This window comes from Flavobacterium sp. Root901 (assembly GCF_001429765.1).
Lineage (GTDB): Bacteria > Bacteroidota > Bacteroidia > Flavobacteriales > Flavobacteriaceae > Flavobacterium.
This window is the reverse complement of sequence record NZ_LMJB01000005.1, coordinates 1,225,581-1,240,888: the sequence shown is the minus strand read 5'-3', so window position 1 is coordinate 1,240,888 and position 15,308 is coordinate 1,225,581. Positions and strand designations below refer to the sequence as shown.

Genomic DNA, 15,308 nt, shown 5'->3' with positions numbered 1-15,308 from the left:
ATATTAAGTTTGTAAAGCCTGAAGCTGATAATTTAAAGGTGTAGTTCCGGTATGTTTTTTAAAAGCTGTAAAAAATGTTGATTTGGAATTAAAACCAACATCATATCCTACGGATTCTAAAGTTAATTTATCATTTGAAGTAATGATTTTACAAGCTTCGTGTATTCTAAATTCGTTTACAAAACTGGTAAAGTTTTTCCCCAGATTATTGTTTAAAAACTGCGATAACTGATGGCTGGAAATATTTATTTCTTTTGATAAATCCTGTAAATTCAGATTTGGATTTTTGTACAAACTTTTTTCGTTCATTATATTTTCCAGTTTTTCAGAAATAATAATGGCCTCAGAAGCTTGTATTTTTTTACCCGGGATTTTCTGAACATTCAGTAAAAACAAATCATCGGTTTTTTTTCTGTAAAGAAGAATGGAAATTATCAGATATAAAATAAAAGAAAAAACAACTGCACCACTTATATATGTTGCTCCGGAAGCGCCCATTATCGCTAAAAAATAAAAAAGAAATAATAAAAAATTACCCAGAAAAAGCATTCCGAACCACATTTCTGCCGGACTTGGTTTTTCTTTTTTACTCACAATTTTCTTTAAAACCCCTCTAATTGTAAAGCCCGAAAAAACAATATACATAAACCATTGAAAATAAATAAACAGAATAAAATAGCCTGTCCACAGTTCCGGATAATATTCATACGGATATAAAATTCCTGAACCGACGATTACTGTCCCCCATAACGAGAGTATAATTTTCCATGATTTTGGCATGACGTTTATTTCTTCAACAGCCGATTTTAAAAAATAATACAAACATGGCCCGATGAAAAAACAGGCTGTGAGCCCAATTTGCAAATACATTTTTGGCAGTTCAGGATGAAAATATACAAAGACCGATTTTGCAATTCGGATACTTAAAGCAAACAAAAGTGCGCCAAGAAAATAATTGGTTAAATACTTTTTCTTCGTAAAAAAGAAAAAATAAATCCCCAGAATTATTCCGTTGAAAGCTCCCAAAGCACTAAAAAAGAATAAAAGTTCTTTGCCAGTATCCATAATATTAGTTGGTTATATCCTGGAACAAAGCTAAAAAAAAGATTGGTTTATGATGAGAATTATACTTCAAAATATAGTTTATGTTTTTATTTAAGAAAAGTCATTATGCTCAAAATCAAGTGTTTTCCCAACAAACAAAAGCCTCACAATTTCTTGATTATAAATACTACTTTTGATTTTTTAGAGTTAAAGTGTTTATGTTGAAAAAATTACTGTTTTTTACGGTGCTGTTTTGGTATTCCGGGCTTATGGCACAGGATACAGAATCGTTGTATAAAACAAAAAAAGTAATTGCTGTAAAAGACACTATTCACCTGGAAAACTTCAGTATTAACTCCAGTTTTTTTGAACTGCTGAATTCTAAAAACCAACCTATAGATTCCAGTTTTTATAAAATTGATTTTCAAAAAGGAACACTTCTTTTAAATGAAAAATTCAATTCTGTTAGCGATACTTTAATTGTCAATTATCTTCATTATCCGGATATTCTGACAAAAGAATACGGACTTTATAAAGACAGTCAGGTTGTAACCAATGACGTTGGAACAGAAAAATTATATAAAATTGACAATACCAGTTCTAAAAAAATTACACCTTTTGACGGCTTAAATACTTCCGGAAGCATTACTCGCGGCGTTACGATTGGAAATAATCAAAATACGGTTTTAAATTCCAATCTTGATTTACAGATAACCGGAAAAATCTCCGACAAAATCAGTTTACGGGCTTCACTTCAGGATAATAATATTCCGCTGCAAAATGGCGGTTATTCTCAAAAACTCGATCAGTTCGACAATATTTTCATGGAACTTTTTACCGATGACTGGAACATTCGCGCCGGCGACGTTTTTCTGGAAAACAGAAAAACACAATTCCTGAGTTTCAATAAAAAGGTTCAGGGACTTTCTGCCAGTTTTGATTTTGATACAGAAAAAAGTAAAACTAATGTTTTTGCTTCGGTTTCATTTGTAAAAGGCCAATATGCAAAAAGTACTTTTACAGGTCAGGAAGGAAATCAGGGACCGTATAAATTAAAAGGACAAAACGGCGAATTGTATGTTTTGGTAATTTCCGGTTCTGAACGTGTTTATGTAAATGGTGTTTTGCTTAAACGCGGCGAAAACAACGATTATGTTATTGATTATAATGCCGGCGAAATTGTTTTTACATCGCTTTTTACCATCACTTCAGAAATGCGGATTAATATTGAATATCAATATTCTGAACGAAATTATAACCGACTGGTAACTTACGCGGGCGCGACAACAGAAAGTAAAAACTGGAGTTTTGGCGGTTATTTATATTCAGAAAATGATATGAAAAATCAGCCGCTGCAGCAAAATCTTTCTACAGAACAAGCAGCGATTCTGGCACAGGCAGGAGACGATCAAAGTTTAATGACGGCGCCTTCTGCCTATCAAGATACTTATTCTGATAAAAAAATATTGTATAAAAAAACAGTGATAAACGCTGTTGAAGTTTATGAATATTCCAATAATCCGGATGATGTTTTGTACAATGTAAAGTTTAGCCTTGTGGGCGCTAATCTTGGAAATTATATAATCCAAAACAGTACTTCGGTTGAGAGAATTTACGAATATGTTTCGCCTGTAAATGGTGTTCCGCAGGGAAATTACGAGCCAATTGTTCAGCTGGTTGCCCCAATGAAAATTCAGGTAGCGACTTTTTTAGGAAAATACAATCCTGACGAAAAAACGCTGGTTGATTTTGAAATTGCAATGAGCAATAATGATAAAAATTTATTTTCGAAAATTGATGATTCTGATAATGACGGAATTGCTTTTAAAACCAATATTAAAAAACGTCTTTTTACCAGAAACTGGACTCTGGACGGTTTTGCAAATTATCAATTTGTGCAAAAAGACTTTCGCTCTGTTGAGCGTTTGTATAATATTGAGTTTAATCGCGACTGGAATTTAAATGCTACACTTTTAGGAAATCAAAGTTTATTGGTTACGGGCGTTAATTTTGATTTATTTGCAAAAAAAGAAACTTCAGACATTGGTTTATTTACCTATCAATTTGAAAAACTGGATTTTACCGAAAGTTATTCGGGAGCGCGCCATACCACAACCGCTCTGTTCAAACTTAAAAACTGGACGATTCAAAATCAGGGGAGTTTTTTAAATTCTGATGCGACAGTTTCGACTTCAAAATTTATTCGGAACCAAACCCGCGCAAAATATCATTTTGGAAAAAACTGGATTGGCGGCAGTTTACAAATTGAAGATAATCAGGAAAAAGATAAAGTTACGAATCAGTTTTCGGCTTTAAGCCAAAGGTTTTCTGAATATGGCGCTTTTATAGGACGCGGCGACAGTACAAAGGTTTTTATTGAACTGGGTTATTTACAACGTAAAAATGACAGTTTGCAAAATGGCCTTTTACAGCATGTAAACAATTCACAGACTTATTATTTAAGATCAAAACTCATTCAGAATAAAAAAACAGATCTGGCGGTTTATGCCAGTTACCGAAATCTGGATTTTACGGATTCCGGTAAAGAAAATGAACCTTCGTTAAATTCGAGAATTCTTTATAACGACCGATTCTTTAATCAGTTTATGCAGATTGGAACTGCTTATGAAACCAGTTCCGGAACTATTGCCCAGCAGGAATTTACATATGTCGAAGTTCCAACCGGACAAGGCGTTTATACCTGGAATGATTACAACGGAAACGGAATTCAGGAACTGGAAGAATTTGAAATTGCAGCTTTTCCGGATCAGGCAAAATACATTCGGATCTTTCTTCCGAATCAGATTTATATTAAAACCAATCAGAATAAATTTTCGCAGTCTGTTATATTAAATCCGCTGCAATGGCAGAATGAAAAAGGTTTGAAAAAACTGATTTCGTATTTCTACAATCAGACATCTTTTATTATGGACCGAAAAGTAAGAAGCAGCGGCAATCATTTAGAATTGAATCCGTTTTATTCCTCAGATGAAAATATTCTCGGTTTAAATTCAAGTTTTAGAAACAGTTTATTTTACAATCGCGGGAAACAAAAACATTCTGTAACATATTCTTACCTTATTAATAATGGTAAAAATCTGCTTTCGATTGGTTCTCAAAATGTAAAAAACAGTTCGCATCAATTGCAGTATACACATCTGTATCAAAAAAGCTGGCTGTTTAATTTTTTTACCAAAACAATAAAAACAAATTTAATTTCAGAAGATTTTGTTGAGAAAAATTATGATTTAAAAGGGTATCAGCTGGCACCAAAAATTAGTTATTTGTTTTCGAAAAACACCAGCCTTGATTTCTTTTATGAATTTCAGAATAAAGAAAATCAAATTGGTAATCAGGAAACGTTAGTTCAAAACCGACTCGGAACTTCGTTTTCTTTTGCCGGAGAAAAGAAAGTAACTGTAAATGGCGAGTTTTCTTTTTATGAAAATAAATTTACCGGAAATGAATTTTCATCTGTAGGATTTCAAATGCTTGAAGGGCTTCAGGCGGGACAAAATTTGGTTTGGAAACTGCTGCTGCAAAAAAACATTACACAGTTTTTAGATGTTAATTTGAATTATCAGGGACGTAAAAGTGAAACCGGAAATACGGTGCATACCGGAAATGTTCAGCTTCGTGCTTATTTTTAATACTTTAATAAAACATAAGATTTTTTTGCTTAATTTTAAATGAAAATTTAAACTCTAAACCATTATGAAAAAATTATTATTACTTTGCTTTATAGTAGTTTTATCTACTAATTTCTACGCACAGGAAACTGCAAAAGAGACCAAATCTAAAACAGAAGCCAAAGCTAAAAAAGCAAAATCTGATGCTGACAAAGCAAAAGCCGATGCTAAAAAAGAGGCTGCAAAAGCGAAAAAAGATGCGGCTGACGATGCTAAAAAAACGGCAGATAAGGAAGCTGTAAAAGCTAAAAAAGAAGCCGCAAAAGCTACTGATGCTTCAGCAAAAGCTAAAAAAGCATCTGATAAAGCTGAAGGTACAAAAGCTGACGCTAAAAAAGCAAAAGCCGATGCTGACGCTGCTGCCAAAACAGCTAAAAAAGATGCCGCTGCTGCAAAAAAATCAACGGCAAAGACTTTTAAAGAAACGAATGAAAAAGCTCCAAAAACACCGGATAAGGTTACTGGAGAATACAATGGCAAAAAAGTGTATACCGGTCCTAAAGGTGGAAAATATTACATTAACAAAAACGGAAACAAAACTTATATTCAAGACTAAGATATTAAGTTTCTGAGATACTAAGCTTCTAAGTTTCTTAACATTGAGAAAAGAAAAGGCCGAACTTACGTTCGGTTTTTTTTATAGAAAAATCTCAGAAGCTCAACATCTTAGCGTCTTAGAAGCTTAGAAAAGAGTTAATAATTTGGTAATGTGTGCGAAATATCATAAAAAACATATTTCTTTATCTTCGTTTTTTTAAAAGCGTTAAAAAATATGAGCATTGACTATTCTGCTAACAAAACTATATTAGTTGCTCCTCTAAACTGGGGACTAGGGCATGCCACAAGGTGTATTCCGATAATCAAGGCGCTTCAAGAAAATAATTTTATTCCAATTATTGCTTCTGACGGTGTTTCGCTGGCATTACTGCGTAAGGAATTTCCATACATTCAAACTCTTGAACTGCCTTCTTACCATATTGAATATGCCAAGAATGGTAAAAATTTTAAATGGAAGCTGATCAAAAATCTTCCGAAAATGATAACTGCCATTTTAGACGAGAAAAAAATGGTAAACAGCTGGATTAAAAAACATGGTATCGACGGTATAATTTCAGATAACCGATTAGGCGTTTTTAGTAAAAAAGTGCCTTCTGTTTTTATGACGCATCAATTAAATGTCATGACCGGAAACACGACCTGGTTTACCAGTAAATGCCATCAGTATTTTATTAAAAAATATACCGAATGCTGGGTTCCCGATTCCAATGAAAAAATAAATCTTACCGGAGATCTGGGACATCTTAAAAAAGAAGAACCGAACCTAAGATATATTGGTCCTTTGAGCAGAATGAAAAGAAAGGAAACCCCAATTGTTTATGATTTGATGATTATTTTATCAGGTCCTGAACCTCAGCGTACTTTTCTTGATGAGAAACTGCAAAAAGAAGCTGCAAAGTTTGATGGAAAAGTGGTTTTTGTACAAGGACTTGTAGATAAAGCACAGGAAAAATGGCAGGCCGGAAATGTGACTTATTATAACTTCATGAATTCTAAACAACTAGAACAGACTTTTAATGAAAGTGAATTTGTTCTCTGCCGTTCCGGCTACACTACTGTTATGGATTTGGCCAAATTGGGTAAAAAAGCTTTTTTTATTCCAACTCCCGGACAATATGAACAGGAATATCTGGCGATAAAACTTCAGGAAGAAAATCTTGTACCGTATGCAATGCAAGACGACTTTACGATTGAAGATTTATCAAAGGTAAAGTCGTTTAAAGGTTTATCCCAATTTAAAAATGATATCGACTGGGACTTATTATTTAGTGTTTTTGAAGATCATATCTAGAAGTTAAACTGCGCTTGCAATCGCAATACATTTCCTTGTTGTCTGTTTATTGGAAGCGCGCTGTCTTCAAAAGTTCTGTCTGCGATTACATATTCTGCCGTTAACTCAAAAGCTTTAATTGGCTGCCATTCAACGCCCAGTTCGTAATCTCTTACAACATAACTTCTGGCATCTTTTTCATATTTTTTTCCTCCGTCATAATATTGAAATTTGGCAAAAGGATAAATATGCTGTTTTTTGATATCCCATTTATAGTTTAATAAAACGTAACCTCCGTTTAAATCTGTTTCATCAACTGTATGAGTTAATGTGTTATAACGCGGACCTCTTCCGACATTGTATTCTGTCTGGATTCCGAATGGTTTTGGATATAAAACAAATGTTGCTCCTACTCTTTGATCTTTTACATACTGCGGATCATTTACTGTTACTCCATTAGAAATTTCTCCGGTAAAAGCCCATTTTCCTGTATAAGCCTGAATTCCCGGTTCGATAATCTGGTTTCCAATTACGAAAGGATAAGTTACTCTCGCAACGACATTCAGATCTCTGTTTCCGTCTAGTTTATTGGCAATTTGTCCGTTGTAAACCCCAAAGGCAAATACTCCAAAATCTCCTGAACCTTTGTATCCGTCTTTGACCAACATAGCAAAACGCTCTCTGATTTCGGCCGGAGCCCAGTAGAAAAACATCCCTAAATCACGTTCATTTAATATGGCACTATTGATGGCATCGGCGCGGTCTAAAGTTAAACGCTGGGAACTTGACTGCATATTTTCAAATCCGTATGGAATTTTACTCTGCCCGATACGAACGCGGTATTCTTTTTTCTTATCAAAAGAAAGATCAAAATAAAGGTCCCTAATCTGCACAAAATTCTGAATTCCGGTAACAGGAGAACTGGCAAAATCTGGCTGAAAATAGAAAAACACATTGGGGTGAACTTGTCCCGAAAATACTAAACGTGCACGGCGAATAAAAAGTCCGTTGTTTGCTTTTGCATCCGGAGCGGTTGATGTTGTGCCCCACGACTTGTCGCACTGTTCGCAGGAAACCTTATCATTTGTAGAGAAAAGCCCGTTGTACCTAATCTGTGCATAACCTCTTAAAGAGATTCTGTCATACCAGTGTTCTTCAACTCCTCCTCCGGATTTAGTCTCCGGAAGTTTTGCTTTATTAATTGAATCTAAAATACGAAGTACTTCGTTTTTTACTTCTTGTTTATTTATTTCCTGTGCATTTGCTGCGCAGGTAATCAGCATTATGGCCGCTAATATTTTTTTTCTTATCATTAGTTCTTTAATTCCCTTAATTTCAGGACGCAAAGATCACTCACCTGTGTTAAGAAATCATTAACAAGATGTTACCATAATAAAAATTTAATGTTACCGACCAAAGTCGTATGTTAATTTATTGTAAAAAGCCTTTGTTTTAAGGCTTTCAGCAAAAAACAGCTTACGATTTTTTAACGTCGGTTTTTTGTGGTTTGAAGGCTTTTTCGAGCGTAAAAGAGAATTCTGAACCAATTCCGAACTCACTTTCTACGTAAACTTTCTCTTTATGTGCTTCAATAATATGTTTTACAATCGCTAAACCTAAACCGGAACCTCCTTCAGAACGCGTTCCGCTTTTGTCAACCCGGTAGAAACGTTCAAAAAGTCTTGGAATGTTTTGTTTTTCAACTCCTTCTCCATTATCACTTATACGAATTAAGACTTTTTTCTTGGTTAGGTTTACAACACCAACTTCTGTCAAACCGCCTTCTTTTCCATATTTAATAGAGTTCACGATTAGATTTTCAAGAACCTGCTGAATTCTGTCCTGATCTCCGCGAATAATAACGGATTGGACATTTTTACTTTCAAAAGCTAATTTAATTTTCTTTTTATCAGCTTTCATTTCCAGTAAATCAAAAACATTCTGAATCAGCTCAACAATATCAAAATCAGTCATATTCAAATCTAAATCACCAGATTCTAACTTGGTAATCATATCTAAATCTTCGACTATATATATAAGACGCTCAACTCCTTTTTCGGCACGTTTCAAATATTTTTTTCGGATGTGTTTGTCATCCATTGCACCGTCCAGCAAAGTAGAAACATAACCCTGAACAGTAAATAATGGTGTTTTTAATTCGTGTGAAACGTTTCCTAAAAACTCTCTTCGGTATTGTTCACGAATTTCGAGCATTTCGATTTCCAGCTTTTTATCAGTGGCAAACTTTTTCACTTCACGCGAAAGCGTTTCCATATCCGTTGTTATAGGCTGATTGATTAGTGTGGTTGATTCTAATAACGAGACCTCATCGTAAATTTTCTTTACCCTTCTGTAAATAAACCGTTCTACACGATATTGTAAAACTAAAAAAGAGAATATATAGATTGATATTATAAAAATAATTCCAAACGCGATCTGATGTTGTAATTGGTTTTTATAAAACAAAGACATCAGTATCAGCACAAATCCTGTAGAAAAGAGACTGATATACAATGCCGATTTTATAGCGAATTTGTATGTTTTTTTAAAATTAATTTTCATTGAAATATTTAAAATAATAAATCATTTATAAGGCTGTTTTTTTTACCATATAAGTGATATAAGTTCATTTAAAGATAAAAAACTTATTTCTAAGAATTAGATATGAACTTAAAAAGTAAATCTTTGTCAAAGTTCAAAACTTTGACAAAGATAAATTAGATTTTAAAGCAATTTAAATCTTTAATTTTACGAAAGTTACAACTTAGAATCTTAGTCTGTTAGCAACTCCGTATCTTAAAAATTTAAACTTCAAATTTATAACCAACACCTTTTATGGTTTTAAAAAGGTCTTCTCCTATTTTTTCGCGCAGTTTTCTAATATGAACGTCTATTGTTCTTCCTCCAACTACAACTTCATTACCCCAAACTTTATCAAGGATTTCATCTCTCTTGAAAACTTTACCTGGTTTGGAAGCTAATAAATAAAACAATTCGAATTCTTTTCTTGGTAAAGCAATTTCAACATTGCCTTTTATTATTTTATATTCTTCGCGGTTAATCTCGATTCCGCCAACATTTATAGTATCTGTAACGACTTCTTGTTCTTTTAACCTTCTTAACAAAGCCTTCACTTTAGACACTAATAATTTTGGTTTAATTGGCTTTGTAATATAGTCATCAGCACCTGCGTCAAAACCAGCTACTTGCGAATAATCTTCGCTTCTTGCGGTAAGAAATGTTATGATAACATTATTTAACTCAGGAATTTTTCTGATGTGCTCACAAGCTTCCATTCCGTCCATTTCTGCCATCATCACGTCCATGATAATTAATTCCGGCAGTTCTTTCTGAGCCTTTGCTATAGCATCTTTTCCGTTAGAAGCAGTAACAATCTGGTAGCCTTCCTGAGCAAGGTTATAGCCAACGATTTCTAAGATATCCGGTTCGTCGTCAACTAATAAAATCTTAGTTTGTGTTTTTTTCATAAATAGCAAAAATTGAGATTTTTACATCAAATATTCTTAATTATTTATCCGATGTTTTTTATTTCACAGGGTAAATATACTAACAAATGAACCTTTAAAAATTGGTGTTAACGGTAATTTAATTTGGTAACAATTTGATAATCTTAACAACACAAAAACATAACAAGTGCGTAACATGAACTTTACAGGGCGGTTCTTTCTTTGCACAAAAATAAATTAAACACAACACACTAATGAAATTCAATTTAAGATTTCTATTTATTGCATTATTTATCTGTACGATTTCGATCGCGCAAAACAAAGGTACGATTTCTGGAGTTCTAACTGACAAAGAAATGAACAATGATCCGCTGCCTTTTGCAAATGTTTTAATTAAAGGTACAAACATTAGCGTAAATACAGACGTTGACGGAAAATATTCGTTGAACGTAAATCCCGGAAACTATACTTTAATTTTTAGTTTTTTAGGATATGAAACAAAAGAAGCTCCAGTAGCTGTAAAAGCAGGCGAAACTGTTACAGTTAACCAAGTGCTTTCATCTGGAAGTTATACTCTTAAGGATGTTGTTGTACAAGCTGCTCCTGTAAGCAAGCAAAAAGAATCAGCATTGTTATTAGATCAAAAAAATGCAGTCGCTTTTAAAGCAGCTATTGGTGCAGAGGAAATTACCAGAAAAGGTGTAAACGACGTTGCCAACGCAGTTGCGAAAGTGAGTGGTGTATCTAAGCAGGATGATTCTGGAAATGTATTTGTAAGAGGATTAGGAGATCGTTACAACGTAACTACTTTAAATGGTCTTCCTTTACCATCAAACAATCCGGCAAACAAAAATATTCTTTTAGAAATTTTCTCTACAAACATTGTTGATAATATTGGAATTAGTAAAACTTTTGAATCTCAAAACTATGCTGATTTTGGCGGAGCAAATATTGATATTAGCGCAAAAAGATTCAGTGGAAAACCATTCGTAAGTTTTTCTATTGGAACAGGTGCCAATACAAACGTATTAGGACAGGATCATTTTTACCTGCAAGATGGACCTACTTACACAGGGTTCAAAAAAGTTGGAATTCCTGATGCCCCATTCCAACCGTACAGCTATGCAACAAGCTGGGATAGACAGGAAAATAAAAATGTATTAAATGCTTTCTACACATTATCAGGGGGAAGAAAATTTAATATAACTGACGAAAGTTCAATCAGCACATTTATCACGGGGTCTTTCAGTGCAAAAAACAAATTTACTGAAGGTTACAGTAGAGGAGGAATTACTTCTGACGGAGATATATTTTCTGACTTTAACAGAAAAGCTTATAAACATAGTACTACTACAACTGTTATGGGTACTGCTGACTATAAAATTAATAGCAAAAACTCAATTTTCTTTACCTCATTATTCTTAAATTCAAGTGATCAGGATTACAGTGAATACGAAGGTACAAACCAGAATTTTGACGGTGGTGGAGATGCACAACAACAAATTACAGGTTTCATTAAACGGGGAACTTTTGAAAGAACTCAGTTAATTGTAAACCAATTAACAGGAAAAAATAAATTCAACGATCAGTGGAATTTAAATTGGGGAGTAGGCTATAGTATATCTAACAGTGCAATTCCAGATCGTATGCAAAACTCTTTTGTATATGCTCCAAATGCTATAGATTATACATTCTTCACGAATTCTAACATCAATAACCACCGATTTTTTCAAAACTTGAAAGAGAATGAAATTGCTGCAAATGTTGCTCTTTCATATAACTTTAAAAAAGGCAGCGATGATACTTATAAAGGAAAAGTAACTGTTGGTTATTCAGGAAAATTCAAAGATGTAAATTATGATATGGAACAATATTCATTTTTCCCAAACAGAACTACAATTTCTTTTCCTAAGGAAGATATTCATCATGTAGATAACTATTTAGATCCTGCACATTGGGGTTCTTCTTATTCAAATAGAATCAACCAAATTTACAACGGAAATTTAGATATTAATGCTGCATTTGCAAATGTTCAGTATTCTTTAACTGAAAGATTGAGTATTATATTGGGTGCCAGACTAGAACAATTAAATCAAAATGTTTTCTTTATCACTACAACAGTCCCAGGCGGTGATAATTCTGACGATTCAAAGTTCAACATTTTACCTAGCATAATTTCTAAATATACATTAACTGACAAACAGAATTTAAAATTCTCTGCGAGCAAAACTTACACACTTCCTCAGTTTAAAGAAAAAGTGCCAATTATTTATGAAGATGTAGCACAAGCATACGAAGGAAATCCAAGGTTATATGCTTCAACAAATTACAACTTCGATTTAGGATGGGAATTTTTCCCAAAAGCAGGGGAATTAATTTCTGTAACTGCATTTGGAAAAATTATTCAAAATCCGATTAACGAAATGTTCCTTAATTCATCTTCAAATGACATATCTTATGCAAATACCGGAGAAAAAGCAACAGTAGCTGGAGTAGAATTAGAATTTAGAAAAGACATTTTTGAAATTGAAAAAAATGACAACTTAAAGACAAAACTTTCTTTTGATGCAAACGGATCATACTTATACACAAACCAAGATCTAAGCAACGATAAAGTAAACAATGAAAATGATTTTGGAGCAAACTTTACATTTACCGACAGTAAATTATCCGGAGCCTCTAATTTCTTAGCAAATGCCAACTTATCATTCTTGAATGAATTCTCAAACAGCAGAGATCTTTCAGCTACTTTATCTTACTCTTATTTCTCAGATAAACTTGCTGTAATAGGAACTTCAAGAGTTGGAAACATGGTTGATAAAGCTGTAAACAAGTTAGATTTTATTTTCAACACAAGTTTAACTAAAAACCTGAAGTTAGGTTTTATCTATAACAATATCCTGAATCCAACTTTCGAGCGTGTACAAGAGCAAGGGAAAGTACCAGGAAAAGAAGCTGTTGGTGATATAATAGTAACATCATATAAAGCAGGTTCAGATCTTAGACTTACATTAAACTATACATTCTAAAAAAATCAATTTAACAATCTTAAAAGGTGATTAGTCAATGCTAATCACCTTTTTTATTGATCATCTTTCAATGTAAATTTTATATTAAGACAATCTATGTTTTACTTCTTATACTTAATGTATTATTAATACCGTCTTAACTCAGCAAAAACATACATTCATTTACTTTGCCTTGAATAAATAAAACAATAAAACACAACAACAATGAAAAAATCATTATTTGCAATGGCTGCAATATTCGGACTTGCTTTAACAAGCTGTAGTTCTGATGACAACAACAAAAGCGATGACAATAAAAGTAGCTTCGTTTTAAAAGTTGACGATTTAAAAGGTAACATCAATGATGGTGTTGTTACTTTAGACCCAACTCAAACTTACACTTTAACTGGAGGCTTAGTTGTTAAAGGTGGAGCTACTTTAGTTATTCCTGCTGGAACAGTAATCAAAAGTTCAGCTACAGCAGAAGCAACTTCTTTATATATCGCTGTAGAAAGAAATGCAAAAATCAACATCAATGGTACAGCTGCTAAGCCAGTAATCATGACATCTGGAAAAGCAAATCCAGCTCAAAGTGACTGGGGTGGACTAATTATCGCTGGTAATGCTAAAGTAAACACTGGAGATAATGGTACATCTGAAGTAGGTGGTTTAAGCTATGGAGGTAATGACAATGCAGATTCTTCTGGAAACATCAACTTCTTGAAAATTTCTTATACAGGTTCTAAATATACATCTGAAAAAGAATACAATGGAGTTTCTTTCTTCGGAGTAGGTTCAGGAACTGTAGTATCTGATATCTACACTTTCGAAAGTGGTGATGACGGAATTGAATTCTTTGGAGGAGCTGTAAACGCATCTAACTTAACGATCATTAACTCTTATGATGATTCATTAGATTTTGCTGATGGATGGCAAGGTACTGCTACTAATGTTTATATTAAAGGTGTTACTAAAGCTGGTGTTGAAGGATCTACTAATGCAAAAGATCCAAGTGGCGCTACTCCAATGACAAATGCTAAAATTGTTAATGTTTCTATCGTTAAAGGTGGCGCTACTTTCTTAGCTGATGAGAAAGCAATCAACTACAAAGAAGGTGGTGGAAAACAAGCTTACACAAACTTATATGTTGCTGACGGAATGCCTGCTGCTCTTGCTAAATTATCTACAGATGCTGGTGCAGTTGCAAATATCGCCGCTGGTAACTTCACAATCGCAAACTATACCTTTGGAGCCTCTGTAACTGATTTTACAGGTCCAAAATTATCAGGAACAACCACTGGTGCTCTAGGTGCTGGTGCTGGTGCTGAATTACCAACTTGGGCAAACTGGACTAAATAATCCAAGGTCTTACAAAATGAAAAAGGCTGTTTGAAAAATTTCAAACAGCCTTTTTCATTTTAATCTATATGTATTAGTTAAAGTATATTTGGCTATAATACCTTCGAACGCAAAATGTTAAAAACATCCTAATAATTTAGGATGTTTTTTTTTGGTGTGGTTTTTGTAATTTTTTTTGTATATTTACTTACACAAATAAATGCGATGGCAAAAAACTACTTTTATATTACATTCTTATTGGCTTTTTTCTTTACTGTAAGTGTCTCGGCACAAGACAGTAAACAATTACCAAAAACTCAGGACGCTGCGGGTATTGAGGGACTAAGCTTGTACCCTAACCCGGTTACCAGCGGAAAAGTGTATATTTCTTCTAAAAATGATTTAGAAAAAGAAGTTATCGTTTTCGATATTCTGGGAAAAAGAGTCCTGCAGGCTCATCTATCTTCAAAAGAACTTAACGTTGCAGATTTAGTTCCGGGTGTGTATATTATTAAGATCAGTGAGCAAAACGCTTCTTCTACACGAAAATTAATTATTCGATAAGTAATAGAAAGTTTTCTTACACAAACTTTAGCGCAAATATTTATCTCTTAACCACATCAATTATAGAGAATCAAAAATAGGACATTCAGAAAGAAGGGATTCAATATTAGCAATTAGTGAATTCTCACAAAGTAAAAAGCTACGAATATTTTTTATTTCAATGAAAGACTTTTCATAAGGCACTAAAAGCTAATCAGATTTACTATCGCATTTAGAAAGATTTTCTTATTTATTTTTATCTAAAGAGTAAATTTTCCATCCGAAATATCTTAATTTCAACCTTAACAAAAAAAAAACCACTTCATAAATGAGTGGTTTTCTTTTTGCCTTATTAAATAAGTTACAAAATTACTTATCAACAACGAATTGA

10 protein-coding genes are annotated in these 15,308 nt (G+C 33.4%); 6 read left to right on the top strand and 4 right to left on the bottom strand.

Translation table 11 applies throughout. The annotated features are described in order from the left end of the window. Window positions 1-3: 3 nt before the first annotated feature. On the bottom strand, window positions 4-1,065 hold the full coding sequence (locus ASE21_RS09055; protein ID WP_057122262.1) for a helix-turn-helix domain-containing protein: 1,062 nt from the start codon (window positions 1,063-1,065) through the stop codon (window positions 4-6). Window positions 1,066-1,262: 197 nt separating this feature from the next. On the opposite strand from ASE21_RS09055, the gene ASE21_RS09050 reads away from it, so the two are divergent. The 3 genes from ASE21_RS09050 to ASE21_RS09040 all read left to right on the top strand — a co-directional run bounded on the left by ASE21_RS09050 (window position 1,263) and on the right by ASE21_RS09040 (window position 6,582). Next, a complete protein-coding gene (locus ASE21_RS09050) occupies window positions 1,263-4,694 on the top strand; it encodes a hypothetical protein (RefSeq protein ID WP_057122261.1) in 3,432 nt (1,143 codons plus the stop codon). A gap of 64 nt (window positions 4,695-4,758) precedes the next feature. Next, on the top strand, window positions 4,759-5,289 hold the full coding sequence (locus ASE21_RS09045) for a hypothetical protein (protein ID WP_057122260.1): 531 nt from the start codon (window positions 4,759-4,761) through the stop codon (window positions 5,287-5,289). A 216-nt stretch (window positions 5,290-5,505) separates the two neighbouring features. Then, window positions 5,506-6,582, top strand: a complete 1,077-nt coding sequence (locus ASE21_RS09040) for a glycosyltransferase (RefSeq protein WP_057122259.1) — start codon at window positions 5,506-5,508, stop codon at window positions 6,580-6,582. Here the strand turns inward: ASE21_RS09040 and ASE21_RS09035 are convergent. The 3 genes from ASE21_RS09035 to ASE21_RS09025 all read right to left on the bottom strand — a co-directional run bounded on the left by ASE21_RS09035 (window position 6,579) and on the right by ASE21_RS09025 (window position 10,049). Beyond that, on the bottom strand, window positions 6,579-7,874 hold the full coding sequence (locus ASE21_RS09035) for a porin (RefSeq protein WP_057122258.1): 1,296 nt from the start codon (window positions 7,872-7,874) through the stop codon (window positions 6,579-6,581). The genes ASE21_RS09040 and ASE21_RS09035 overlap by 4 nt on opposite strands. 163 nt (window positions 7,875-8,037) lie before the next feature. After that, window positions 8,038-9,123, bottom strand: coding sequence for a sensor histidine kinase (locus ASE21_RS09030; RefSeq protein WP_057122257.1), 1,086 nt, complete (start codon window positions 9,121-9,123; stop codon window positions 8,038-8,040). Window positions 9,124-9,365: 242 nt separating this feature from the next. Beyond that, window positions 9,366-10,049, bottom strand: a complete 684-nt coding sequence (locus ASE21_RS09025; protein ID WP_012022635.1) for a response regulator transcription factor — start codon at window positions 10,047-10,049, stop codon at window positions 9,366-9,368. Window positions 10,050-10,282: 233 nt separating this feature from the next. On the opposite strand from ASE21_RS09025, the gene ASE21_RS09020 reads away from it, so the two are divergent. From ASE21_RS09020 to ASE21_RS09010, 3 genes are all read left to right on the top strand, one after another. Then, the gene (locus ASE21_RS09020) at window positions 10,283-13,057 is read left to right on the top strand and encodes a TonB-dependent receptor (protein WP_057122256.1); all 2,775 of its coding nucleotides are present in this window, start codon (window positions 10,283-10,285) and stop codon (window positions 13,055-13,057) included. A 204-nt stretch (window positions 13,058-13,261) separates the two neighbouring features. After that, complete coding sequence (locus tag ASE21_RS09015) at window positions 13,262-14,395, top strand: hypothetical protein (protein WP_057122255.1); 1,134 nt, start codon at window positions 13,262-13,264, stop codon at window positions 14,393-14,395. A gap of 204 nt (window positions 14,396-14,599) precedes the next feature. Continuing rightward, a complete protein-coding gene (locus ASE21_RS09010; protein WP_057122379.1) occupies window positions 14,600-14,938 on the top strand; it encodes a T9SS type A sorting domain-containing protein in 339 nt (112 codons plus the stop codon). Window positions 14,939-15,308: the final 370 nt, after the last annotated feature.

Excerpts from the sequence above, each read along its gene's own strand:
- ASE21_RS09015 (WP_057122255.1), top strand. The coding sequence starts at position 13,262 with ATGAAAAAATCATTATTTGCAATGGCTGCAATATTCGGACTTGCTTTA.
- ASE21_RS09055 (WP_057122262.1), bottom strand. The coding sequence starts at position 1,065 with ATGGATACTGGCAAAGAACTTTTATTCTTTTTTAGTGCTTTGGGAGCT.
- ASE21_RS09050 (WP_057122261.1), top strand. The coding sequence starts at position 1,263 with ATGTTGAAAAAATTACTGTTTTTTACGGTGCTGTTTTGGTATTCCGGG.
- ASE21_RS09020 (WP_057122256.1), top strand. The coding sequence starts at position 10,283 with ATGAAATTCAATTTAAGATTTCTATTTATTGCATTATTTATCTGTACG.
- ASE21_RS09040 (WP_057122259.1), top strand. The coding sequence starts at position 5,506 with ATGAGCATTGACTATTCTGCTAACAAAACTATATTAGTTGCTCCTCTA.
- ASE21_RS09030 (WP_057122257.1), bottom strand. The coding sequence starts at position 9,123 with ATGAAAATTAATTTTAAAAAAACATACAAATTCGCTATAAAATCGGCA.
- ASE21_RS09035 (WP_057122258.1), bottom strand. The coding sequence starts at position 7,874 with ATGATAAGAAAAAAAATATTAGCGGCCATAATGCTGATTACCTGCGCA.
- ASE21_RS09045 (WP_057122260.1), top strand. The coding sequence starts at position 4,759 with ATGAAAAAATTATTATTACTTTGCTTTATAGTAGTTTTATCTACTAAT.
- ASE21_RS09010 (WP_057122379.1), top strand. The coding sequence starts at position 14,600 with ATGGCAAAAAACTACTTTTATATTACATTCTTATTGGCTTTTTTCTTT.
- ASE21_RS09025 (WP_012022635.1), bottom strand. The coding sequence starts at position 10,049 with ATGAAAAAAACACAAACTAAGATTTTATTAGTTGACGACGAACCGGAT.